This window comes from Roseovarius sp. MMSF_3281 (genome assembly GCF_030733685.1).
In the GTDB taxonomy this organism is placed as follows: Bacteria; Pseudomonadota; Alphaproteobacteria; order Rhodobacterales; family Rhodobacteraceae; genus Roseovarius.
In genome coordinates this window covers 1-20,244 of the sequence record NZ_JASHIM010000036.1, presented here as the reverse complement: position 1 = coordinate 20,244, position 20,244 = coordinate 1, and the positions used below count along the sequence as shown (strand labels likewise).

Annotated in this window: 29 protein-coding genes and 2 tRNA genes; 8 read left to right on the top strand and 23 right to left on the bottom strand. The window is 60.2% G+C overall.

Annotated features, from left to right (window positions below; genetic code table 11):
* Both RBB32_RS20370 and fabI read right to left on the bottom strand, forming a co-directional pair.
* On the bottom strand, positions 1 to 306 hold a 306-nt coding region (locus RBB32_RS20370), incomplete at its 3' end, for a LysE family translocator (protein ID WP_306155463.1).
* Between the two features lie 53 nt (positions 307 to 359).
* Positions 360 to 1,175, bottom strand: coding sequence for an enoyl-ACP reductase FabI (fabI, locus tag RBB32_RS20365; RefSeq protein WP_306155461.1), 816 nt, complete (start codon positions 1,173 to 1,175; stop codon positions 360 to 362).
* Positions 1,176 to 1,342: 167 nt separating this feature from the next.
* Between fabI and pdxH the strand changes: the two genes are divergently transcribed.
* From pdxH to RBB32_RS20340, 5 genes are all read left to right on the top strand, one after another.
* Complete coding sequence (pdxH, locus tag RBB32_RS20360) at positions 1,343 to 1,948, top strand: pyridoxamine 5'-phosphate oxidase (protein WP_306155459.1); 606 nt, start codon at positions 1,343 to 1,345, stop codon at positions 1,946 to 1,948.
* 143 nt (positions 1,949 to 2,091) lie between these two features.
* Positions 2,092 to 2,607, top strand: coding sequence for a cold-shock protein (locus RBB32_RS20355; RefSeq protein ID WP_371931093.1), 516 nt, complete (start codon positions 2,092 to 2,094; stop codon positions 2,605 to 2,607).
* Positions 2,574 to 3,059, top strand: a complete 486-nt coding sequence (locus RBB32_RS20350) for a DUF192 domain-containing protein (RefSeq protein ID WP_306155455.1) — start codon at positions 2,574 to 2,576, stop codon at positions 3,057 to 3,059. Before RBB32_RS20355 ends, RBB32_RS20350 begins: the two co-directional genes overlap by 34 nt.
* Before the next feature lie 44 nt (positions 3,060 to 3,103).
* A tRNA-Pro gene (locus RBB32_RS20345) sits at positions 3,104 to 3,180 on the top strand.
* Positions 3,181 to 3,750: 570 nt separating this feature from the next.
* On the top strand, positions 3,751 to 7,434 hold the full coding sequence (locus RBB32_RS20340) for a vitamin B12-dependent ribonucleotide reductase (protein ID WP_306155453.1): 3,684 nt from the start codon (positions 3,751 to 3,753) through the stop codon (positions 7,432 to 7,434).
* A 218-nt stretch (positions 7,435 to 7,652) separates the two neighbouring features.
* Here RBB32_RS20340 and RBB32_RS20335 read toward each other — a convergent pair whose 3' ends face one another.
* From RBB32_RS20335 to RBB32_RS20325, 3 genes are all read right to left on the bottom strand, one after another.
* Complete coding sequence (locus tag RBB32_RS20335) at positions 7,653 to 8,468, bottom strand: sulfotransferase family 2 domain-containing protein (RefSeq protein WP_306155451.1); 816 nt, start codon at positions 8,466 to 8,468, stop codon at positions 7,653 to 7,655.
* A complete protein-coding gene (locus RBB32_RS20330; RefSeq protein ID WP_306155449.1) occupies positions 8,398 to 9,057 on the bottom strand; it encodes an FkbM family methyltransferase in 660 nt (219 codons plus the stop codon). Before RBB32_RS20330 ends, RBB32_RS20335 begins: the two co-directional genes overlap by 71 nt.
* Positions 9,058 to 9,124: 67 nt before the next feature.
* Positions 9,125 to 9,628: an RNA polymerase sigma factor gene (locus tag RBB32_RS20325; protein ID WP_306155447.1), complete on the bottom strand. Its 504-nt coding sequence runs from the start codon at positions 9,626 to 9,628 to the stop codon at positions 9,125 to 9,127.
* Between the two features lie 241 nt (positions 9,629 to 9,869).
* Between RBB32_RS20325 and RBB32_RS20320 the strand changes: the two genes are divergently transcribed.
* On the top strand, positions 9,870 to 10,124 hold the full coding sequence (locus RBB32_RS20320; protein ID WP_306155445.1) for an EF-hand domain-containing protein: 255 nt from the start codon (positions 9,870 to 9,872) through the stop codon (positions 10,122 to 10,124).
* Between the two features lie 59 nt (positions 10,125 to 10,183).
* Here RBB32_RS20320 and RBB32_RS20315 read toward each other — a convergent pair whose 3' ends face one another.
* Both RBB32_RS20315 and rocF read right to left on the bottom strand, forming a co-directional pair.
* Positions 10,184 to 11,236: an ornithine cyclodeaminase gene (locus RBB32_RS20315; protein ID WP_306155443.1), complete on the bottom strand. Its 1,053-nt coding sequence runs from the start codon at positions 11,234 to 11,236 to the stop codon at positions 10,184 to 10,186.
* A gap of 14 nt (positions 11,237 to 11,250) precedes the next feature.
* Positions 11,251 to 12,180, bottom strand: a complete 930-nt coding sequence (gene rocF / locus RBB32_RS20310; protein WP_306155441.1) for an arginase — start codon at positions 12,178 to 12,180, stop codon at positions 11,251 to 11,253.
* Between the two features lie 116 nt (positions 12,181 to 12,296).
* On the opposite strand from rocF, the gene RBB32_RS20305 reads away from it, so the two are divergent.
* Complete coding sequence (locus RBB32_RS20305) at positions 12,297 to 12,728, top strand: Lrp/AsnC family transcriptional regulator (protein ID WP_306155438.1); 432 nt, start codon at positions 12,297 to 12,299, stop codon at positions 12,726 to 12,728.
* 139 nt (positions 12,729 to 12,867) lie between these two features.
* Here the strand turns inward: RBB32_RS20305 and RBB32_RS20300 are convergent, their stop codons facing one another.
* Both RBB32_RS20300 and RBB32_RS20295 read right to left on the bottom strand, forming a co-directional pair.
* A complete protein-coding gene (locus RBB32_RS20300) occupies positions 12,868 to 13,332 on the bottom strand; it encodes a disulfide bond formation protein B (RefSeq protein ID WP_306155436.1) in 465 nt (154 codons plus the stop codon).
* Positions 13,333 to 13,334: 2 nt separating this feature from the next.
* A complete protein-coding gene (locus RBB32_RS20295) occupies positions 13,335 to 13,913 on the bottom strand; it encodes a YqaA family protein (RefSeq protein ID WP_306155434.1) in 579 nt (192 codons plus the stop codon).
* 129 nt (positions 13,914 to 14,042) lie between these two features.
* Between RBB32_RS20295 and RBB32_RS20290 the strand changes: the two genes are divergently transcribed.
* Positions 14,043 to 14,128 (top strand) — tRNA-Leu (locus tag RBB32_RS20290).
* 98 nt (positions 14,129 to 14,226) lie between these two features.
* Here the strand turns inward: RBB32_RS20290 and RBB32_RS20285 are convergent.
* The 14 genes from RBB32_RS20285 to RBB32_RS20220 form a co-directional block, all read right to left on the bottom strand.
* The gene (locus RBB32_RS20285) at positions 14,227 to 15,267 is read right to left on the bottom strand and encodes a tyrosine-type recombinase/integrase (protein WP_306155432.1); all 1,041 of its coding nucleotides are present in this window, start codon (positions 15,265 to 15,267) and stop codon (positions 14,227 to 14,229) included.
* Complete coding sequence (locus tag RBB32_RS20280; protein WP_306155430.1) at positions 15,264 to 15,458, bottom strand: hypothetical protein; 195 nt, start codon at positions 15,456 to 15,458, stop codon at positions 15,264 to 15,266. Before RBB32_RS20280 ends, RBB32_RS20285 begins: the two co-directional genes overlap by 4 nt.
* A complete protein-coding gene (locus tag RBB32_RS20275; protein ID WP_306155428.1) occupies positions 15,455 to 15,643 on the bottom strand; it encodes a hypothetical protein in 189 nt (62 codons plus the stop codon). The genes RBB32_RS20280 and RBB32_RS20275 overlap by 4 nt, the downstream gene beginning before the upstream one ends.
* Before the next feature lie 65 nt (positions 15,644 to 15,708).
* Positions 15,709 to 16,701, bottom strand: a complete 993-nt coding sequence (locus tag RBB32_RS20270) for a DUF2303 family protein (protein ID WP_306155427.1) — start codon at positions 16,699 to 16,701, stop codon at positions 15,709 to 15,711.
* 46 nt (positions 16,702 to 16,747) lie between these two features.
* Positions 16,748 to 17,119: a hypothetical protein gene (locus RBB32_RS20265; protein WP_306155423.1), complete on the bottom strand. Its 372-nt coding sequence runs from the start codon at positions 17,117 to 17,119 to the stop codon at positions 16,748 to 16,750.
* A gap of 27 nt (positions 17,120 to 17,146) precedes the next feature.
* Positions 17,147 to 17,413 (bottom strand): hypothetical protein, encoded by a 267-nt coding sequence (locus RBB32_RS20260; protein ID WP_306155420.1) that lies wholly within the window; start codon positions 17,411 to 17,413, stop codon positions 17,147 to 17,149.
* Between the two features lie 6 nt (positions 17,414 to 17,419).
* A complete protein-coding gene (locus RBB32_RS20255; RefSeq protein WP_306155418.1) occupies positions 17,420 to 17,692 on the bottom strand; it encodes a hypothetical protein in 273 nt (90 codons plus the stop codon).
* On the bottom strand, positions 17,689 to 18,378 hold the full coding sequence (locus RBB32_RS20250; protein WP_306155417.1) for a hypothetical protein: 690 nt from the start codon (positions 18,376 to 18,378) through the stop codon (positions 17,689 to 17,691). The genes RBB32_RS20255 and RBB32_RS20250 overlap by 4 nt, the downstream gene beginning before the upstream one ends.
* The gene (locus tag RBB32_RS20245; RefSeq protein WP_306155415.1) at positions 18,375 to 18,797 is read right to left on the bottom strand and encodes a hypothetical protein; all 423 of its coding nucleotides are present in this window, start codon (positions 18,795 to 18,797) and stop codon (positions 18,375 to 18,377) included. The genes RBB32_RS20250 and RBB32_RS20245 overlap by 4 nt, the downstream gene beginning before the upstream one ends.
* Positions 18,794 to 19,063, bottom strand: a complete 270-nt coding sequence (locus RBB32_RS20240) for a hypothetical protein (RefSeq protein WP_306155414.1) — start codon at positions 19,061 to 19,063, stop codon at positions 18,794 to 18,796. Before RBB32_RS20240 ends, RBB32_RS20245 begins: the two co-directional genes overlap by 4 nt.
* Entirely contained in the window at positions 19,060 to 19,413 is a 354-nt protein-coding gene (locus RBB32_RS20235; protein WP_306155413.1) for a hypothetical protein, read from the bottom strand. The genes RBB32_RS20240 and RBB32_RS20235 overlap by 4 nt, the downstream gene beginning before the upstream one ends.
* Complete coding sequence (locus RBB32_RS20230) at positions 19,413 to 19,664, bottom strand: hypothetical protein (RefSeq protein WP_306155412.1); 252 nt, start codon at positions 19,662 to 19,664, stop codon at positions 19,413 to 19,415. Before RBB32_RS20230 ends, RBB32_RS20235 begins: the two co-directional genes overlap by 1 nt.
* A complete protein-coding gene (locus tag RBB32_RS20225; RefSeq protein ID WP_306155411.1) occupies positions 19,664 to 19,888 on the bottom strand; it encodes a hypothetical protein in 225 nt (74 codons plus the stop codon). Before RBB32_RS20225 ends, RBB32_RS20230 begins: the two co-directional genes overlap by 1 nt.
* Positions 19,888 to 20,097 carry a hypothetical protein gene (locus RBB32_RS20220; RefSeq protein WP_306155410.1) on the bottom strand — a complete coding sequence of 70 codons (210 nt, stop codon included), beginning with the start codon at positions 20,095 to 20,097 and terminating at the stop codon, positions 19,888 to 19,890. Before RBB32_RS20220 ends, RBB32_RS20225 begins: the two co-directional genes overlap by 1 nt.
* Positions 20,098 to 20,244: the final 147 nt, after the last annotated feature.

Sequence of the window (20,244 nt, the reverse complement as noted above, 5' to 3'; positions counted from 1 at the left end):
GCCTTGGGTGTCGATGGGGGTGGCCGCATTGCGCCACATCCCCCACGCGATCCACAGCAGATAGGCCGCACCGATGAGTTTCATGGCAAGGTAGGCCCATGGAAACAGCGTGAATATCGCGTCGAGGCCCAGAAGGGCCGTAAGTGTCCAGATGGCGGCCATGGTCCCAAGGCCAAGTCCGGTGGCAAGGCCCTGTGCCCGGCCACCGCTAAGCGTGGCGCGAATGGCCAAAAGCATAGCCGGGCCGGGGCTGGCCAATGCGGCCAGCAGGGTGAGGTTGAAGGCGACGAGGTGGGTGATTTCCATTGTGGTTTCCTTCATGGCTCACGAGAAGGGCATCACCCGGTCCTTCATCTGGATCAATGCCCGTCGGTGGCGTCGATGTCGGGGGCGTCGACGGCTTTCATGCCGACCACGTGATAGCCCGCGTCGACATGCAGGTTTTCACCGGTCACGCCACTGCCCAGATCGGACAGCAGGTAAAGCGCCGATTTGCCCACGTCGTCGGTTGTCACGTTGCGGCGCAGGGGCGAGTTCAGTTCGTTCCACTTCAGGATGTAGCGGAAATCGCCGATGCCCGAGGCGGCCAGCGTCTTGATTGGCCCCGCCGAGATCGCGTTGACGCGGATGCCGTCCTTGCCCAGGTCCTCGGCCAGGTATTTCACCGAGGCCTCAAGCGCGGCTTTGGCGACGCCCATGACGTTGTAGTGCGGCATGACCTGCTCGGCCCCGTAGTAGGTGAGGGTGAGCATGGCGCCGCCCTCGGGCATCATCTTTTCGGCACGGGCGGCCACGGCGGTGAAGGAGTAAACCGATATATCCATGGTCTTGATGAAATTGTCGCGGCTGGTGTCCACGTAGCGGCCGCGCAATTCGGATTTGTCGGAAAAGCCGATGGCGTGAACGATGAAATCCATCTTGCCCCAGCGCGACTCGAGGTCCGAAAACAGCGCATCAATCGAGGCGGCATCGCCGACGTCGCAGGGCAGGACGATGTCCGAGCCCAACTGCCCGGCCAATGGCCCCACGCGTTTCTTCAGGGCCTCGCCCTGGTAGGAAAAGGCCAGTTCGGCCCCGGCATCGGCAAGCGCCTTGGCGATCCCCCACGCAATGGATTTGTCGTTGGCAAGGCCCATAACCAGCCCGCGCTTACCCGCCATCAGTTCATTTGACATTTCTTGCCCTCGGCCCACTATCATTTAAAGCTGTCTTTAGGCGATCGCCGTGCCTGCATCAAGTATGACGCAAAAGGATAGGTGACTTGGAGTCGTTATTGGGTTTTGCCAGGCCATGGCGTATAGGCAACCGAAGTTTAACGCAGGCAAGTCCCGAGTGAAAGAACATGACTGAACGAAGCGGCATATTTGCCGGCAACGATCCATTCGCCATTGCGCGGGAGTGGCTTTCGGAAGCAGAAAAAAGCGAAACCAATGATCCGAACGCCGTGGCCTTGTCCACTGTCGATGCGGACGGGATGCCCAATGTGCGCATGGTTTTGCTGAAAGAGATTTCCGACAATGGATTTTGGTTTTACACCAACTATAATTCCGCCAAGGCGCAGGAGTTGCAGCACGCGGGCAAGGCCGCGATGGTGCTGCATTGGAAATCCTTGCGCAGGCAGCTGCGTATTCGTGGTATCGTGGTTAAAGAAGATGGGCCTGAGGCGGATGCGTATTATGCGTCTCGGTCCTTGAAGAGCCGATTGGGGGCCTGGGCCTCCAAGCAATCGCAACCGCTTGCCTCTCGGGCAACGCTCATGGCGGAAGTCGCGAAGGTTACGGCGACCAAAGGGTCAAACCCGTCCAGACCACCCTTTTGGGGAGGATACCGGATTTGTCCTTTGGAAATCGAATTCTGGGCGGATGGCGCATTTCGGCTGCATGATCGCTTTCAATGGCGGCGCGATGCAGTGGATGACGAGTGGCGGATTCAACGGTTAAACCCGTGAATTTGGCGTGACGCCAGATGCAAGAGTTTGAATAATAATGGGTTTTCTGGTTGCATTGCCTCGTTGGTATGTCAGAAGATCATAAAGTGAGTCTAGGGGATGAGACTTCTGGGTAGGACAAAGTGACGATAGAGAATGACAATATACGAAGGGTAAGGGGCCGAGTTAAGTGGTTTGATCCCGTAAAGGGGTTTGGGTTTGTGATTGCCGATGAGGGAGGTCCCGATATCCTGCTTCATGCCAACGTACTTCGCAATTTCGGGCAAAGCTCGGTTGCGGATCGTGCGGGGGTTGAAATCGATGTGCAAGACACCGAACGCGGTCGACAAGCCGTGGAAGTGCATGTCATCGAACCGCCAGACGACCTGGAAAGCGGTGGTCTGGCCGATCTGGATGAACTTGATCCAGACGAGGTCCGGGATGCGCCGTTGGAACCGGCGCGTGTCAAATGGTTCGACAAGGGCAAGGGGTTCGGCTTTGCCAACACCTTTGGCCGTGACGAAGACGTTTTCGTGCATATCGAGATTCTGCGGCGGTCCGGTTTGGCCGATCTGCAGCCGGGCGAAGCGTTGGCGATCCGCGTGATTGATGGTAAGCGTGGTCGCATGGCCACGGAGGTGTGTGGATGGGAAACCGCGGTAAAGCAAAGATCGGACTGACGGCAGCAATCCTTTTCGGGTTTAGCGTGACACAGGTCTTCGCGGGGGAATGCCGCGAAGATCGTGCCACCCTGCGCGGGGATTGGGGCCAAGCAGCCTTCACTATTGAGGTGGCTGACGACGATGCCGAGCGCGCCAAAGGCTTGATGCATCGCGAAAGCATGCCGAGAACGGCGGGTATGTTGTTTGTCTATCCGCAGGCCAAAACCGTCGGGTTCTGGATGAAAAACACGCTTATCCCGCTGGATATGATCTTCATGGATCCCACGGGCACGGTTCAGCACGTTCACCATCGTGCGCAACCCGGCGATCTGCGCCCAAAGTTCGGGGGCGGCAACATCCAGTTCGTTCTCGAGATCAACGGTGGCTTGGCCGAACAGATGGGTATTGTGCCCGGAACACAGCTTCGGCATCCATCCATTCCCGAAGATCGCGCCGCTTGGCCCTGTTAGGGGTTTTCAAGCGGAATAAACCGCAGTAGATAGCGCGCACGGTCCGGGGCGTAGCGCAGTCTGGTAGCGCACCTGTTTTGGGTACAGGGGGTCGCAAGTTCGAATCTTGCCGTCCCGACCATTTCCTTCCCATACTATATCTAGCGTATTAATTGGGCAGTCCGCGCACTAGATGTGGTGTGCTTTGACTGTTTCTGAGCTGTCTGACGCTGGCGCCGGCTCTCTTTCGTATCGTCGCGCGGATATTTCGCAAATGCAGCGAATCCGGAGTGTGGAGTTCAGGAAACGCTCTAGGATCATGTCCTAAGCCTTAAGAATAAAAGCTCTTTTTACTTCGGCCAAAAGTTAACGGGACTGGGTATAAATCTGGGGATGAATCATTCGTTCGAAACCCCGTTTGATCAAAGCGTTATCGTCAACTTCTTTTTGTCACAAAAAGGGTAAAAAAAGCGTTGACCCTCTATGGGTGAATACGTCACTTTGTAGCAGTGGGCCAGTAAGCCACAAGATATAGTGGCGACGCCCTTGGCAGGGACATATCCCAAACCATAACCGATCAGTGCATCGGGCAACGCGATTGCACGGCCGTAGTCAGGCCGGGCGCGGGAGGGTTTTTTGCCAGGGTCTTGGCCTGCAGGCCTGTGGTCTGGGCCGGAGTGGGACAAAGCTGAGATAATGGGGCAGCGGACAGATGAAAATCGAACGTAAATTCACGACAGCAGGGCAGGACGCCTACGCGGCTTTGGAATTCGTGACTACGAGTTCCGAGATTCGGAACCCGGATGGGACGACCGTGTTCAAACTCGACTCTGTCGAGGTGCCCGCGGGCTGGAGCCAGGTGGCCTCGGACGTGATTGCGCAGAAGTATTTCCGTAAGGCAGGCGTGCCCGAGAAGCTGGAGCGCGTGGCCGAAGAGGGCGTGCCGGAGTTCCTGTGGCGGTCTGCCCCGGCGAAGGACAACACCGGCTTTGGCGGTGAAACCTCGGCCAAGCAGGTGTTTGACCGTCTGGCAGGCGCATGGGCCTATTGGGGCTGGAAGGGTGGCTATTTCACCACCGAAGCGGATGCGCAGGCCTATTTCGACGAAATGCGCGTCATGCTGGCCAAGCAGATGGCGGCCCCCAACAGCCCGCAGTGGTTCAACACCGGCCTGCATTGGGCCTATGGCATCGACGGACCAAGCCAAGGCCACTACTACGTGGATTACCAGACCAAGGAGCTGACCAAATCGGCCAGTGCCTATGAGCACCCGCAGCCCCATGCCTGCTTCATCCAGTCGGTCGGCGACGATCTTGTTGGTGATGGCGGTATCATGGACTTGTGGGTGCGTGAGGCACGTCTGTTCAAGTACGGGTCGGGCACCGGCACCAACTTCAGCTCGCTGCGCGCGGAAGGTGAGGCGCTGTCGGGCGGTGGTAAATCCAGCGGCCTTATGGGCTTCCTGAAAATCGGCGACCGTGCGGCGGGCGCGATCAAGTCGGGCGGCACCACGCGCCGTGCGGCCAAGATGGTGATCTGTGACGCCGATCACCCCGATATCGAGGAATTCATCAACTGGAAGGTCAAGGAAGAGCAGAAGGTGGCCAGCATCGTCGCCGGCTCGAAAATGCACGAGCAGAAGCTCAACGAGATTTTCGCCGCGATCCGGGCCTGGGATGGCAGCACCGAAGATGCGGTTGACCCCAAGAAGAACGAGCAGTTGAAAGGCGCCATCCGCGGGGCCAAGCAGGTGCAAATCCCCGAGACTTACGTCAAGCGGGTGCTGGATTATGCCAAGCAAGGCTATGAGAGCATCGAATTCCCGACCTATGACACCGATTGGGATTCTGAGGCCTATGCAAGCGTGTCGGGCCAGAACTCCAACAACTCGATCCGGGTGACCAATGCCTTCCTTGAGGCGGTCAAGAACGACGAGGATTGGGGCCTGATCAACCGCACCGACGGTAGTGTGTCGAAAACCATCAAGGCGCGTGACCTGTGGGAAGACGTGGGCCATGCCGCATGGGCCTGTGCCGACCCGGGCATTCAGTACCACGACACCGTCAACCAGTGGCACACCTGCCCGGAAGACGGCGAGATTCGCGGCTCGAACCCGTGCTCGGAATACATGTTCCTGGACGATACGGCCTGTAACCTTGCGTCGATGAACCTGTTGACCTTCTACAAGGACGGGAAGTTCGACGCGGACGCCTATATGCACGCCACCCGCCTGTGGACCGTGACGCTGGAAATCTCGGTGATGATGGCGCAGTTCCCCTCGAAGGAAATCGCGCAGCTTTCCTATGACTTCCGCACGCTTGGCCTTGGCTATGCCAATATCGGCGGCCTGCTGATGAACATGGGGCTTGGGTACGACAGTGACGAGGGCCGGGCGCTGTGTGGCGCGCTGACCGCGATCATGACCGGCGTGTCCTATGCCACCAGCGCCGAGATGGCCGGTGAACTGGGGGCCTTTGACGGCTACAAACGCAATGAACAGCATATGCTGCGCGTCATTCGCAATCACCGTAACGCCGCCTATGGCGCGACCGAAGGGTTCGAGGGGCTGGACGTGAAGCCCGTTCCGCTGGACCTGACCAACTGCCCCGATGCGAATCTTGTCAAGCTGGCGATGTCGAGCTGGGACGAGGCGCTGAAGCTGGGCGAAAAGCACGGCTATCGCAATGCGCAGGTCTCGGTTATCGCGCCCACGGGCACCATCGGTCTTGTCATGGACTGCGACACCACGGGGATCGAGCCGGACTTCGCGCTTGTGAAATTCAAGAAACTGGCCGGTGGCGGTTACTTCAAGATCATCAACCAATCGGTGCCTGCCGCGCTTGAAAAGCTGGGCTATGGCAGCGCGCAGATCGAAGAGATCGTTTCCTACGCGGTTGGTCATGGCACCATCGGCAATGCGCCGGGGGTCAACCACACCTCGTTGATCGGCCACGGCTTTGGCCCCAACGAGTTGGAAAAGATCGACAATGCGCTTGGCTCGGCCTTCGATATCCGCTTTGTCTTCAACCAGTGGACGCTTGGCGAAGAGTTCTGCACCAATGTTCTGGGCATTCCGGCCGAGAAACTGTGCGATCCGACCTTCGACATGCTGGCTTCGCTTGGGTACTCGAAGGCCGATATCGAGGCGGCGAACGACCATGTCTGCGGCACGATGACCCTGGAAGGGGCGCCGCACCTGAAGGAAGAGCATTATCACGTCTTCGATTGCGCCAACCCCTGCGGCAAGAAGGGCAAGCGTTACTTGGATGTGAACAGCCACATCACCATGATGGCGGCGGCGCAAAGCTTTATCTCGGGCGCGATTTCCAAAACCATCAACATGCCCAACGATGCCACCATCGAGGATTGCCAGAAGGCTTATGAACTGTCGTGGTCCCTGGGTGTGAAGGCCAATGCGCTTTACCGTGATGGCTCGAAACTCAGCCAGCCTTTGGCATCCGCGCTTGTCGAAGACGACGAGGAGGCCCAGGAGGTTATGGAATCCGGGTCGGCGCAGGAAAAAGCCGCCGTTCTGGCCGAGAAGATCGTCGAGAAGGTCGTCGTCAAGGAAGTGGTGAAATCGCACCGCGAAAAGATGCCGGAGCGCCGCAAGGGGTACACCCAGAAGGCGATCGTCGGGGGCCACAAGGTGTACCTGCGGACGGGTGAATACGAAGACGGCAACCTGGGCGAAATCTTCATCGACATGCACAAGGAAGGTGCAGGGTTCCGGGCGATGATGAACAACTTCGCCATCGCGGTCTCGGTTGGCCTGCAATACGGTGTGCCGCTTGAGGAATTCGTCGATGCCTTCACCTTCACCAAGTTCGAGCCTGCGGGCATGGTGCAGGGCAACGACAGCATCAAGAACGCGACCTCGATCCTCGACTACATCTTCCGCGAACTGGCGGTCAGCTATCTGGATCGCACGGACCTGGCCCATGTGAAGCCCGAAGGGGCGTCATTCGACGATCTGGGCCGCGGTGAGGAAGAAGGCGTGAGCAACGTCAAGGAGATGTCGGGCGAAGCCGCGTCGAAGTCTCTCGAAGTGCTCAAGCAGATCAGTTCAACCGGCTACCTGCGCAAGCGGTTGCCGCAGGAACTGGTGGTTTTGCAGGGGGGGCAATCCGAAGTGGCCCTGACCGGCACCGCCGATCCGGTGGGCGCGCTGCAAACGCTGGTGCCTGAAACCTCGGAAAACGTGACGGCCACGGTGGCGACCTCGACCACTACGACCACGGCCGCCACCGGTTCGATGTCGATGGACGCGCGCACCAAGGCCAAGATGCAGGGCTATGAGGGCGAAGCCTGTGGCGACTGCGGAAACTACACGCTGGTGCGCAACGGCACCTGCATGAAGTGCAACACCTGCGGCGGGACGTCGGGTTGTAGCTAAGAACAGCGCCCCTCGGGGGCTTAGGGGCAAAGGGCCGGTCGGCCCGGCCCCGACGAGACAGGGTGGGGCGGAATATCAGTCCTTTCCCATCCTTACACGGGGCGGGTGCGCTCGCCCCTGACGGCACTCAGGCCGCAGGCAGAAAACCGGGCGGTACAATTAAGTGAGCCTGAGTGGCGAAACTTGACCGGGGGGCTTCGTGCCCCCCGTTTTTCTGTTCAGGATGTTGCGGGGGTGACCGGCCCGTCGAAGGCATATCCGAACAGGCGGCAATCGTCGGCGTGGCGTTTGGCGATCACCTCGGCGCTTTTGTCGGAATAATAGCTTCGATAGTCGGAAGATTTGGACGTATTGACAGGTTTTTCGGGAATGCGGATACGCAGGTTCAACCGGTCTTTGAGATCGCGGGCATCCTGCCAAAGGCTTTCCTGCCGCAAAAGACTGTCTGCCTTGATCTCAAAACTCTCGTCGCAGGACCATTCCAAGACTTGTTTCCCCATGGCGAATTGAGGAGAACGCGGCGCATCGGGATCTTCGAGCCAGTTGACGTAGTCATCAAAGCTCATGTCCTGAAACAGGTCGTGTTCCAGCGGATAGCCGGTGCGCCTGCCCGGATTTCGGCGGAGATAGGTGAACCAGGAAACCTGCCAGTCGAAAGGATTGCGCACAAGAGACAGCGTATGGAACTCGGCAATATCATATCCCATTTCGCGCAGGCGATCGCGGTACTCGATAAAAGTCAGATGGCCGCGAAGCTTTGGCGCGGTCAGGGTGACACAGTCTTTTAGGTGGCGCCCAAAGGCTTTTCCCAAGAACTTTCCGCCACATTTCGGGGTGTGGATGAAAAGCATGGGCAGTCCGGAGCCGCGAATTCTTTCGCCGAGTGATCGGGGAATCAACATGGCGAAAACGGCTACCAATTCGCCTTTTTCAGGGCAAGTCCGAGGGTGGAATAGCCTTCTTTTACGAGGTTTTCCGCCGCCATTCCTCCCATACGAAGGGGTAGCTCCAAGTGCAGGTGTGGCTTTTCTCAAGGTTCTGGCGGATCGTATCGCGCAGGGGTTGCATGCCCGGTTCGAACAGGTGGAATTGGACCTGAAGCCGGTCAAGCGCCGTGATGGCCCGCGTGTCGATCAAGGCGGGCAGCAGGTCGTATTCGCCGCCTTCGATGTTCACTTTCATCAGGTCGATATGGCGGATGTCTTGATCTGATAGGAATTCATCCACTTTCTGGATGGGCGCGGTGAAGCTTTTGCCGTGATCTGCCACGGCGGATGAGGCATCGCCGGCATCCGATAGTTCCATCGTCCCGGTGCTGGACCCGATGGCCAGTTCGTGGACGGTGACGCGGCTGTCGCCCCTGAACTTCTGGCGCAGGGTTTCGGCGAAACCGGGGTGGGGCTCGAACACATGGACATGGGCCGTGGCGGATTGTGCCAGCACGGTATCGGTCCATTCCCCGCGAAAGCCGCCCACGTCAAAAACCACGGCCCCCTCGGGCAGGTCTGCATAGTCGGTCAGGCGGGCCTGACCATTCTCTTTGCGCCACGCCTTGTAGGCATCGAAGAAAACACCCTTCCACGGGTTGCGGCGGCGTTCGAGCCATCTTTTGAGCGATGCCATGGGCGGTTTGCCTTTTGTCGTGGTCCTGCCCCCTGAATAGGCAGGCCGGGCCAGCGGCGCAAGCGCGTCACAAAAGCGCGTTCACCGGGGCGTCGGGGGCAAGGCCCATGTCGCGGCGCAATTGGGCGCGGGCGCGGGAAAGGCGCGACATGACCGTCCCCGTCGGCCATCCGGTGTGACGGGCAAGGTCAACCGGGCTGGTTTCGCCTGTCAGTACGAGCCGCATCAGCAACGCCTGTTCCGCGGGAAGCTTGTCGATCATCTTGCGGGCCTCGGCCAGGGCAAGGCAGGCAAAGACATCGGGCATGATCCCGGCTGTGTCGTCTTCGATTCCTTCGGTCTCGTGGCGGTTGCGCAGGCCCTGGCGCATCTGATTGCGCAGCGCCGTCAAGGCATAGCTGCGAAGGCTATCCACGCGCTCTTCTTCATGGCGGTTCAGGCGAAGCCAAAGCTTGAGAAGAACCTCCTGTGTAAGGTCTTGGGCGTCTTCCGGGGTGTCGGCGATGTGACGTGCCACCCGGGTCAGAACGGGCATCAGCGCGGTAAGGTCAGTTGAAGCAGACTGTTGCATGGGGCACCTCCTGTACCTCGATAAAGGGCCTTGCGAGGTGGCATTTCAAATGGGCAGATTCCGCCGATTGGACAAAGAAGGCCTTTTTCGGCAGCCAGACGCCGGTTGCCGGTCCAGACTTCGGCAAGGGATTGCGCGTGGCCTGTCGGCCCGGGACGCAAGGGCGCAAATGCCCGTCTTGGAAAGTAAGGTTCGGGGAAAGCCCCGGCCTTGAACCCCGAAATGTCCAAGGAGACAAACCATGTTGAAATTCGTAGCCATCCTTCTGGGAATGGGCCTGGTCGCCAATTCCGCCATCGCAATGACGGAAGGCACTGCACAGGTTGATGCCAATGGTGATGGCGTCATGACCATCGACGAAGTGCAGGCCGTGTTCCCCGATGTCACCGCAGACGCCTTCGCCGAGGCGGATGCCGATAGCGACGGTGCCCTGACGGACGAGGAAATGGTCAGCGCGCAAGAACAGGGGCTAATCCCCACGTCGACCGGCGGCTAAGGGCCGGTCGGCGCCTCCGGGCCGGGTTTCTTCCCCAGATCGCCCCGGCCCGGAGGTTATCAGCGGCCCGCGCGTTGCAGCATCCCGAACAAGTCGCGCGGGTCGTCGGGATCGGCCAGAAGGTCGAGGTCCATATAAAGATCGGTGCCGCCGATATGATCGCGGATATAGCGCAGGGCACTGAAATCCTCGATCGCGAAACCCACGGAATCGAACAGGGTGATCTGCCCGGCGCTTGTACGCCCGGGTTTGGTCCCGTTGATCACCTCCCACATTTGCGTCACGGGGTGATCTTGGCCAAGTTGTTGGATTTCGCCTTCGATGCGGGTTTGTTCGGGATACTCCACGAAAATCTCCGAGCGATGCAGCACACCGGGGGCCAGTTCGGTCTTGCCGGGACAGTCACCGCCGATGGCGTTGATGTGGACGCCGGAGCCGACCATGTTGTCACTCAGGATCGTGGCGTATTGCTTGTCGGCGGTGCAGGTGGTGATGATCTGCGCACCTTCCATGCTTTCTTCGGCGCTGTTGCAGACGTGAACGCCCAGCCCCAAGCCCTTGAGATTGCTCGCTGCCTTGCGGGTCGCCGCCGGGTCGATATCCCAAAGGCGCACCGATTTCAGGCCGCAGATTGCCTTCATGGCAAGGCTTTGGAATTCCGATTGGGCGCCATTGCCAATCATCGCCATGGTGTCGGCGCCCTTGGGGGCAAGGTGCTTGGCGACCATGGCCGAGGTGGCGGCGGTGCGCAGGGCGGTGAGGACGGTCATTTCCGACAGAAGCACCGGATAGCCATTGCCGACATCGGCCAGCAATCCGAACGCGGTGACAGTTTGCAGGCCCTCCTTGGTGTTCTTGGGGTGGCCGTTGACGTATTTGAAGCCGTAAACCTCACCGTCGGAGGTGGGCATAAGTTCGATCACCCCTTCGGCGGAATGCGAGGCGATGCGCGGGGTTTTATCGAACAACTCCCAGCGGCGGAAATCCTCTTCGATATAGTCGGCAAGGCCGCGCAGCATCGGCTCGATCCCGATGTGATGCACGAGGTTCATCATGTTCTCGACGGAGACGAAAGGCACGAGGGCCTTATTGGAGGGAGGCGTTGCAGGCATTGGTTTTATCCTTTTTATCCAAAAGCTTGCGTGGGACGGTCAAAGACGCGACGACCAAGGGCAGAGGCCGCCAGATCGACCATGACCTGCGCGGTGCGGCCACGTTCATCGAGAAAGGGGTTAAGCTCCACGAGGTCCAGCGAGGTCATCAAGCCACTGTCGCAGATCATCTCCATCACCAGATGCGCTTCGCGCATGGTGGCGCCGCCGGGGACGGTGGTGCCGACGGCGGGGGCGAAGGAGGGATCAAGGAAATCCACGTCCAGCGAGACATGCAGCAGGCCGCCCGCGTCGGCAACGCGGTCTAGGAAGGCGGAGAGGGGTTTGGCGATGCCGGATTCGTCGATCTGGCGCATGTCGTGGCTGCGGATGCGGGAATCTTGCAGGATTTCGCGTTCGGCGGGGTCGACGGAGCGCAGGCCGAGGATGCAGATGTGATCCTCGGGGATCGGGTTCTGTACCTCGGGGAAGCCGGAAAACCCTTTTTGCCCAGTGACATAGGCCAAGGGCGTGCCGTGCAGGTTGCCCGAGGTGGTGCTGTGCGGCGTGTGGAAGTCGCTATGGGCGTCGAGCCAGAGGACGAATTGCGGGCGGGATTGTGTGGCGGCGTGGTTGGCAACGCCGGCGACGGAGCCGAGCGAGAGGCTGTGATCGCCGCCAAGGAAGATGGGCAGGCCACGTGGCATTGCACTTTCTGCCGCGTTTACAAGAGCTTGCGTCCAGCCGATGGTGTGGTCGGGGGCGTGTATATGCGGCGGAAGACCCTTGGGCGAGGTGACCAAGGCCGGGGTGAGGTTGCCGAGGTCTTGGACCGTGTGGCCGAGCGAGGTTAACGCATCGTGAAGACCGGCGACGCGGTAGGCGTCTGGGCCCATGAGACAGCCCTGGCGGGCTTTGCCGCTGTCCACCGGGGCGCCGATCAGAAGGCAGGTTTGTGGGGTCATGGAACGCTCGTTCAGATAAGGTTTTGCATAGAATATTCCGAAGCGGGGGCGCTGAAAGGCATCATATTGCACGTTTCGAGTTGGCTTTGATCAAAGCGTCATGGTAAACGTCCGAAATGGATGATATTGACAGGCAGTTAATCTCGGCGCTGCGGCATGACGCGCGGGCCTCGCTTTCGGATTTGGCGATCACGCTGGGGGTATCGCGCACCACGGTCAGGGGCCGGATCGAGCGATTGCGCCAGTCAGGCGAGATCGTGGGCTTCAGCGTTGTGCTGAAGGGGGACGCGGTGCGCGATCCGGTAAGGGGGTTGATGCTGATCGGGATCGAGGGGCGCGGCACCGACAGAATCATTCGTCAACTCAACGGGTTAAGCGCCGTGCGCGCGGTGCATACCACGAATGGCCGCTGGGACGTGATCGTGGAAATCGGCGCGGAATCGCTTGAGGATTTCGACGATGTGCTGGCCCGTATCCGTCGGTTTGACGGGGTGGCGACAAGCGAAACCAACCTGCTTTTGAGCACGCGCAAGGCGGCGAATGGATAGTTTCGTACGAGTCGTACGCTGACCCCGCTGTTTTCGTACGAAAATCGGGGGGCTTTGATTGGCAGTCGTACGAGTCGTACGAAAATCGGCGTGATGAGAGGCATGTCGAGGCCCCGGATCGCGTCCGGGACGGGGAGGGTCAGGCGCGGCGCGCGGCCATTACCCAGATCACCGCAAGGACCAAGGAGGCGAGCATGTTCCAACTTGCCATCGACAGGCCGAACATTTCCCAAGGCACCTCATCGCAGCGGACGAGAGGGGCGGCCATGATCTGATCGAAAAGCTCATCGGTGCTGAGGCCCGAGGTGCCGGAGGAGGTGCAGGAAGAGGGGCCTTCCCACCAGCCGCGCTCGACCCCGGTGTGATAGGCACCGATCCCGGCGGTGGTCAGGGCGGCCAGTGCGCCCAAGAGCGCCAGAAGCGCGCCACCAAGCACCAAGGCCGCCACGCCAAGGCCCATGGCGGCGTAATGCGGGTAGCGTTGCCAGTAGCACAGTTTGCAGGGCGGCATTTCGCCAAGGTATTGGAACCCCCAAGCGCCCAGCATCAGGGCGAGGGAGCCAGCAGCGGCCAGCAGGATCAGCGTACGGTAGGTTAACGTCATGGTCATAGATGCCTGACAAGGTAGAAGCCACCGAAGAGCAGCACAACGAACAAGATCGTGACCAGCCCGAGGCGGCGTTCGATGAAATCGCGGATCGGCGCGCCGAATTTCCACAAAAGCGCGGCGACGATGAAAAACCGTAGCCCGCGGGCCAGAATGGAGGTGGCAATGAAAGTGCCAAGCGGCATCGCCGTCCAGCCCGACATGATGGTGATCACCTTGTAGGGGAAGGGCGTGATCCCGGCGGTGAGCACGGCCCAGAAGCCGACATCGTTGAAGCGGGTCGAAAACTCGGCCATGGCGTCGGCCTTGCCGAGGGCGGCAAGGATCGGCTGGCCCAGTTGTTCATAGGCCAGCGCGCCGATGGCATAGCCCAGAAGCCCGCCGATGACCGAGGAGACAAGCGCCACCAGCGCAATGAGCCACGCCCGCGAGGGCCGCGCCAGGATCATCGGGATCATCAGCACATCGGGCGGAATCGGAAAGACCGAGCTTTCGATGAATGACACGACCGCCAGAACCCATAGCGCGCGGGGATGGTCGGCCATCGAAATGGTCCAGTCATAAAGGCGTCGGAGCATGGGCGGGGTTCCTGCGTGATCTGCGGCGTCTCTGACCATGCGGGGGGGGAAGGGTCAAGCATTTTGCAGGCAAAATGGGCGCTTCCCCTCTGGACGAGGGCGCGGAGCTTCGGTAGAGGTGTCTCCCGTGCCCAAGTGGCGGAATGGTAGACGCAGGGGATTCAAAATCCCCCGATGGCAACATCGTGTGAGTTCGAATCTCACCTTGGGCACCAATGACTTAGCAGATTTTCCGTATCTGGAAATCTGGCGCGATCCCACTCCCCGATCCCACTTTCTTGTTTCGTATTCGTTCTGTTCCGGGGTGATTCTGTCATGTCCTGCGCTCCTGCGCGGCCTTCGATAGGCGCAACCGGCTTGCCTTGCTTCGGTAGTAGGCCACTGTTTCGGCGCTCTGGTTGGTTACGGCTTGTATCTCGGCGTCGGAACACCCGGCCTCGGCCAGACGGATGATGGACAGCTTGCGCAGGCCGTGCAGGGTGAATGGTTTCGCCGAGTCGCCCATGCTGTTGCGCCACATCCGAAAGGCTTTCTCGATCCCGTCGTAGCCAAGCGGTTCGCGCAGGTTCTTGGCGAGGACGTATGCGCCCCGCTTGGGGAGTTCACAGAGGTAATTGCGCAGATCGGGCGGGCAGTAGGTGTCGAATTGTTCGCCCTGTTTTTCATCCATGACGGTCATGCGGTCACCGCTGAAATCGTCCCACCGCATTTCGATGGCTGCGCCGGGGCGCTGGCCGGTGCCGAGGATGAGTTGTGCCGCGCTTTGGACGTTCTCGGGGGCGTCTGCCAGCTTCTCAACCATCCATGTTGGCCACGGCTCAAACGGGCGCTGTGTTCCGTACTTGTCGATCCCCTGGGCGGGGTTGTCCCCCAAGGGCCAATCCAGCTTGAGTTTGGCGTAGTTCCAAAGGAGCGAGGCGATTTGCAGCCTCCAGTCGGCCTTGCGCGGGGTGTCGGCCAAGGTGGCGTGAACCTTTCGCAGGCCTTGGCGCGTAGTCCTGCGCACGTCCTTTGCCGCGTTCTTTTCCAAGAGTGCATCCATTTCGCGCCGGTAACTCCGTTTCGTGCCATCGGCCAGCTTGCCTTGCACTATAGGGTCTGAGCGCCACGCGATCACGAGGCTCTGCCATGTGTATGGCGATGGCTTTCTCTGGCGTTCGCTGCGCCCGCTGCGGCATTCCCAATAGAGTTCGTCGAGGCGCTTTGGGTCGCCCTGCCAATCCAGTTGAATCGTGCGCTCCTTGCGCTTCCCGTCGATTGTCTTGGTCTGGCGGTAGATCGGCACCCATTTTCCGCGCGTCCATTTCCATTGGAGCGAAGGCTTTGTGATCCGGGGCTTCGGTGGTCGGCTCATGCCTCGATATCCTCATCGTCGGGCCATGATGCGTCACCATTGACCACGGCCTTGATCGTGTCCACCCGCCAGCGCTCGTGTTTGCCGATCCGGCATGGCGGAGGGAGTACCCCTGCATCGACCAGGCGGCGGAATTCCGGGGCCGACATGTCCAGCATAGAGGCGGCAGTGGTGTCTTTCACGGCGATCATGCGACCGCCATCACGGCCCAGGCCATGATCCAGAAGATGCCCGTTGTCACGGCAAGCAAGCCCATGAGGTTTTTCTGTTTTTGGTTTTTTTCGATTTCGTCAATTCCTGCGCCAACGCAAAACGCGCAGAATATCGCCACGGCCATCAAGATCAGGCCCACGATGTTCAGGGTGAGTGTGGTCATGTAAGCGTTCCTTTCAATCTGGCGTCCGTCGCTGGCCCCCGGCGGGCGGGGGCCAGAAAGAGGCGTCAGCTTTCGGGGGTGCCGGTGAATAGCGGCAACTCGGTTTCTATGCGGGCCTTCTGGATCGCCTCATCGAAGGCGGTATCAAGGGCGCGCTGTTCCTCAAAGATCGTCAGTGAGAATGTCAGGTTGCCGCCGCGTTTGCGGTAGGCAAAGCGTACGGTGAGGCGGAACAGATCGCCGGATTCGAAAACCGGGATCGCGATGAGAAACAGGTTGGCGATCTGGAGTTTGCGGCCCGCCGCGTCCTTGTGTTCTTCGTTGAAATTGACGCGGGTTTCGCCGCTGTCAGGGTCGGTCTTGATTTCGAGGTCGCTGGTTTCATGCACCTGAAATTGCCGCCCCATGTTGACCAGATCGCGAAATTGGCCAAAGCGGCCATCGATCTTGTCGCGGATTTCAAGGTTGCGGGCTTCCCAATTCTCCAGCTTTGCCATGTCGGGCTTGGTTGAGAGGAGTGCCGGGGATGGGTCGATCAGGTCGGTGGCGTAGCTTTCGATGAAATCGCAAAGATCATCTTTCGATAGCTGTTTGCCAGAAATCTCGGTCCATCGCTTCCATTCCTTGGACAGCGGGAAGTTGTAGACGCCGCGATGATCGCAGTGGGCCGCGCCGGGTTCGCCCGCTTCGTTGCTTGTCGCGGCGGGTTCCGATGCGTGATAGTTCGCCACGCAGGTCAGGCTTAGGTTTTCAGTTTCAGGGTTGGCAAAAAGCGCGCTGTGTTCGCCCTTGAAGCGGTTTGTCCAGTCAATCAGGGACTGCAAATCCTTCAGGCGGCAAGTGCCCTTGCGCCGGGCCGGGCGGTAGCGTTCGGCCACGCCTTGGAAGATGGGCGTCAGGTCTTTGATCGTGCGGCCCTCGGGGATCGCGACAATCGCGGCCTCGCCCGGTGCGGGTGGGATGGCGTCGATCTTTTGGGTTTCGCCAAGGTGCATCGCCATCTTGGCCAGATCGTGCAGATCACCGGGGGCGCGGGGTATGGTTTCGTCTTTCGTCATGGTGTGGTCCTTTGCCTGTCAGGGTGGGGTTGTGTCGCGGGGCGGGTTATTCCGCCGCGCGAATGGTCTTGGTGTCGCTTTCGGTGGTGTCGCGCACGGGGCTGCGCATCTTGGCCAGCATTGGGCTTTCGAGGGTCAGGTTCAGATCGTCCCCGATGAAGGCTGCGCCCGAGGCGGCGGGGGCCTTGGGTTTCTTGAAGGTGCATTCGCCCAGGATTTGCAGATCGCCGGATTTCTGGCGCTGAAAGTTGATTTTCATGGTCATTTCGGCCTTGGGCTTGCCGCCGAATTCGGCCTGATGATCGACAAGGGCGGCCAGCGCATCGCGCATCCCGTCCATCACTTCGGTGTGGAAGTTGCCGCCATCGAGGATGGCCAAGAGTTGATCCATGGAGGTGATTTTGAAGGGGTCTGCCATTTGGTAGGGTTCCTTTCCGTTTGTGGTCTAGCCTGTGATGAAGCGCACGGCGCGCATCACAGCGTCCTCGGCGGCCTGTCGGGCCAGTTCGAGGTTGCGATCATTTAGGCGCACGTTGTCGGGCTGGACGTTTTGTTCGCCATCCAGCGCGCAAATCACGCCGATAAGGCCCGCGCCGCGATCCTTGATTTCCATCATCGCCGCCTTCTCGGCGTCGGTCAGCTTGCGGTATTGGTGGCGCGCTGCGTTGTTCGCTGTGCGATCATCTGATGCGCTGTCGATCTTTTTTGCCATTTGGTTTTACCTTTCCGGTCTGGGGATTTTGCCCGTGTGGGCGTCGAATTCGGTTTTGAGGGTGTCGAACCGGCGGGCGGCCTGCGGGTTGGTGTCGAGGTCGCGGCGCGAGGTGACGTTGCAGAAGCTGCGCAGCCATTCGGCGGCGGCGCTGGTGGTAAAGGCGGCGGGTGCCCCGGCGCGGGTTGCGGCGAAGGCCCGAAACCGGGGATCGTTGCACATGATCCCGGCCTGGGTGGCGCGGGGCAGATCGGCAAAGGGGGTGCGCGATGTGGTCACGTCGCGATCTCCTCTTGCATGGCGGACCCGGCCCATTGCGCGGCGGCGGCCTGCATCATGCCTGGGAAGCTGCGGTTGCGCAGGCGGGTGCGTTCGGGGCCGGGCGGCAGGCGGTGGACGCGGTTCCAGCGTTTCCATTCGGCGCTGAGGCGTTCGGGTTCCGGCAAGCAGTTGGTCGGTTGTAGTTCGGGCAGGCCGCGCAGATACCATCCGGTTGCCTTGTATTCCGGTTCCCCGAACCAGTACGGTTGCACCAGTTGCGGGGCGGGCAGGTCGGCGGGCATCCGGTCGCGCGCCAAGTCGTTCATGTTCGGGTTTTCGATGGCCACGCGGTCAATGGGGGCGGTCCAGCAAGCTGTGAAGATGCTGACCCCGTCCTCGAATTCGTCCTTCATGCTTTGCCATGTGCGCCCGTTCGGCAGGCGCTTGGGCTTGGTCCATTTGCCGGGGCCGCTCATCCAGCGCCGCCCGGATCGGCAAAGCCGGGTGCAGGGCGGGTGCATCACGGCCAGCAAGTCCCATCCTTCGTGCAATATCCCGTCGCGCACATCGCAGATGATGTGCCGGTTGCTGCCATCTTCGGCGGGTTCGAGATCGCAAGACCACACGTCATGGCCCAAAGCCGCGAAGGCCCGGCGGGCGATGCCACTGGTTTCGCAGGCTATGAGGGTGCGCAGGGCGGTCATGCATCGCCGCCTTTCTCCAACCGATCAAGGCGGTCAATCTCAGCGGCGATCAAAGCCCCAGCGCGCACGAGGTCGGCGCGGCGGGTTTTTGGTTTCCACCAGTGATTTGCCCACGGCCAAAGGTTTCGAATGGCGCTCCGCACCGTCTGGATAAGATCGTTTCGTTCAATCCCGTCTAACGTGGCCTGCATCGCGTAGCAGGCAGCGGCCCCAGCCATTTCCCCGTTACTGTGCGTATCGTCATGCTCGGGCGTCCAGCCCTCTTTCTCGAACTGGCGTTGGCGCTCTGCCGCAATGGACTGAATGCCGGTCGATTGGAAAGGGCCGGGGGCGTCGAGCAGGTCGCCCCCGGCAAGTGCGCCGGGCCTTTCGTCAGGTTTCACGGCCCCGGCGTGTGGGGTGGTCTGTTTGCGCGTCATGCCTGTGCCCCGAGGCTCAGGGCGCGCATGGTGCGATCCGCCACGCACAGCCAATTCTGGATTGCCTCGTCTTCGGAAAAGCCGGAGGCGAGGATGCCGTGCAGGTGGATTTCAAAGACGTGGCTGCAATCGCCCTTCGGTTCGGTGTAGGTGCCGCCGGTTTCGATCACCTCGTTGGCGATCAGGTCGGCACGGGTGGCGGCGTCGGCGCGGCGCAGGCTTTGGGCCACGCGCTGCACATCTGTGATCTGGAGGGAGTTGGTCATGTAAGCGTCCCTTCGTCAGAAGGGGCGCGTTGCCCGGCAGGCGATTTGCTTTGCAAGTCTGCCGAGAGGGTTTCGGCGATCTCGGGGGCATCTTCCATGACCTCTATGGCATCGCTAAGAAGGTCAGCTAGGGCGCGCGCGTCGTCTAGTGTGATAGTGAAATCATGAGTTTCACCATTCAAACACAGGCGTACTTCCGATACTGGGAAGGTATCAAATTCCCCGTTTATAAAACCGGGCATAGCCCAGAAAAATCCGCTTGGGGGTGTAATGGGGATTTGATCTACGTCGTCGGGCATGTTGCCCATAAAGCAAGCGGTGTCTCTTGTCATAGTTAAATCCTTGCTCATTACGCTGTCCTTTCGGTGGCTAGCAGGGTCATGTGCGCCCATGTGATCGCGGCCCCGGTGCGGCTGCGTGCCGGTGGGGTTTGCAGGCCATAGGCGCGGCAATGGTGGCCTTCGGCGTCCATCCAGAGCGCCGCCGGGGCGTGATGGTGCAGGTAATCCGCCGGGTTCTGGCCGCGCGCAGCCTGGGCGATCACGCCATGGGCCATGCGGGTTGCGGCGCGGGTGCGGGGTGTGTGAGTGGTGGCTTCCATCATGCGCCGCCTTTCGCGCGGCCAATGCATTTCCAGCCGCGTGTTGCGTGAAGCTGGTAGCGTTTGCCGTTCATCGTCTTGAAGCGGTTCAGCATGCGGTAGGCAAAGCCGCGCGTGTTTGTTTCGTAGGCTTTGCGATAGATTGATTTGGTATCGACAAAATCTTGATCGTAAGGATCGTGCAGATCGCCGAGGTTGTATGTAACCGCTTCGGCCAGTTGCATCACGCACCGCCTTTCGTGGCCCTGCTTTCGGCAGCGCGCCCCCTGATTTCTTCTTTGATGGCTTGAAGCGCGCGAATTGCCTGATCGATATAGGCTTCGTTGATGTCTTGCGGATCTCCGCTTTCAGCGGCCAATTCAACATCATCGATAATAAAATCTATAGCGGTTGCTGCGCTGGACGCCCGGCTTTGTAAGTTCTGAATATCCATCCTTGCCTTGCTCATGCCGCACCGCCTTTCGCCAGATAGGCCACGATGCGGGCGGTGATGCGGGGGCGGGCGGCGTCCAGTGTTTCGGACAGCGGGGCCTCGATGGCCGTGGGGGTGGCGTTCAGGCGGCGCACCAGCGTGGCGCAG

Excerpts from the sequence above, each read along its gene's own strand:
- fabI (WP_306155461.1), bottom strand. The coding sequence starts at position 1,175 with ATGTCAAATGAACTGATGGCGGGTAAGCGCGGGCTGGTTATGGGCCTT.
- pdxH (WP_306155459.1), top strand. The coding sequence starts at position 1,343 with ATGACTGAACGAAGCGGCATATTTGCCGGCAACGATCCATTCGCCATT.
- RBB32_RS20350 (WP_306155455.1), top strand. The coding sequence starts at position 2,574 with ATGGGAAACCGCGGTAAAGCAAAGATCGGACTGACGGCAGCAATCCTT.
- RBB32_RS20340 (WP_306155453.1), top strand. The coding sequence starts at position 3,751 with ATGAAAATCGAACGTAAATTCACGACAGCAGGGCAGGACGCCTACGCG.
- RBB32_RS20330 (WP_306155449.1), bottom strand. The coding sequence starts at position 9,057 with ATGGCATCGCTCAAAAGATGGCTCGAACGCCGCCGCAACCCGTGGAAG.
- RBB32_RS20325 (WP_306155447.1), bottom strand. The coding sequence starts at position 9,628 with ATGCAACAGTCTGCTTCAACTGACCTTACCGCGCTGATGCCCGTTCTG.
- RBB32_RS20320 (WP_306155445.1), top strand. The coding sequence starts at position 9,870 with ATGTTGAAATTCGTAGCCATCCTTCTGGGAATGGGCCTGGTCGCCAAT.
- RBB32_RS20315 (WP_306155443.1), bottom strand. The coding sequence starts at position 11,236 with ATGCCTGCAACGCCTCCCTCCAATAAGGCCCTCGTGCCTTTCGTCTCC.
- rocF (WP_306155441.1), bottom strand. The coding sequence starts at position 12,180 with ATGACCCCACAAACCTGCCTTCTGATCGGCGCCCCGGTGGACAGCGGC.
- RBB32_RS20305 (WP_306155438.1), top strand. The coding sequence starts at position 12,297 with ATGGATGATATTGACAGGCAGTTAATCTCGGCGCTGCGGCATGACGCG.
- RBB32_RS20300 (WP_306155436.1), bottom strand. The coding sequence starts at position 13,332 with ATGACGTTAACCTACCGTACGCTGATCCTGCTGGCCGCTGCTGGCTCC.
- RBB32_RS20295 (WP_306155434.1), bottom strand. The coding sequence starts at position 13,913 with ATGCTCCGACGCCTTTATGACTGGACCATTTCGATGGCCGACCATCCC.
- RBB32_RS20285 (WP_306155432.1), bottom strand. The coding sequence starts at position 15,267 with ATGAGCCGACCACCGAAGCCCCGGATCACAAAGCCTTCGCTCCAATGG.
- RBB32_RS20280 (WP_306155430.1), bottom strand. The coding sequence starts at position 15,458 with ATGATCGCCGTGAAAGACACCACTGCCGCCTCTATGCTGGACATGTCG.
- RBB32_RS20275 (WP_306155428.1), bottom strand. The coding sequence starts at position 15,643 with ATGACCACACTCACCCTGAACATCGTGGGCCTGATCTTGATGGCCGTG.
- RBB32_RS20270 (WP_306155427.1), bottom strand. The coding sequence starts at position 16,701 with ATGACGAAAGACGAAACCATACCCCGCGCCCCCGGTGATCTGCACGAT.
- RBB32_RS20265 (WP_306155423.1), bottom strand. The coding sequence starts at position 17,119 with ATGGCAGACCCCTTCAAAATCACCTCCATGGATCAACTCTTGGCCATC.
- RBB32_RS20260 (WP_306155420.1), bottom strand. The coding sequence starts at position 17,413 with ATGGCAAAAAAGATCGACAGCGCATCAGATGATCGCACAGCGAACAAC.
- RBB32_RS20250 (WP_306155417.1), bottom strand. The coding sequence starts at position 18,378 with ATGACCGCCCTGCGCACCCTCATAGCCTGCGAAACCAGTGGCATCGCC.
- RBB32_RS20245 (WP_306155415.1), bottom strand. The coding sequence starts at position 18,797 with ATGACGCGCAAACAGACCACCCCACACGCCGGGGCCGTGAAACCTGAC.
- RBB32_RS20240 (WP_306155414.1), bottom strand. The coding sequence starts at position 19,063 with ATGACCAACTCCCTCCAGATCACAGATGTGCAGCGCGTGGCCCAAAGC.
- RBB32_RS20235 (WP_306155413.1), bottom strand. The coding sequence starts at position 19,413 with ATGAGCAAGGATTTAACTATGACAAGAGACACCGCTTGCTTTATGGGC.
- RBB32_RS20230 (WP_306155412.1), bottom strand. The coding sequence starts at position 19,664 with ATGGAAGCCACCACTCACACACCCCGCACCCGCGCCGCAACCCGCATG.
- RBB32_RS20225 (WP_306155411.1), bottom strand. The coding sequence starts at position 19,888 with ATGCAACTGGCCGAAGCGGTTACATACAACCTCGGCGATCTGCACGAT.
- RBB32_RS20220 (WP_306155410.1), bottom strand. The coding sequence starts at position 20,097 with ATGGATATTCAGAACTTACAAAGCCGGGCGTCCAGCGCAGCAACCGCT.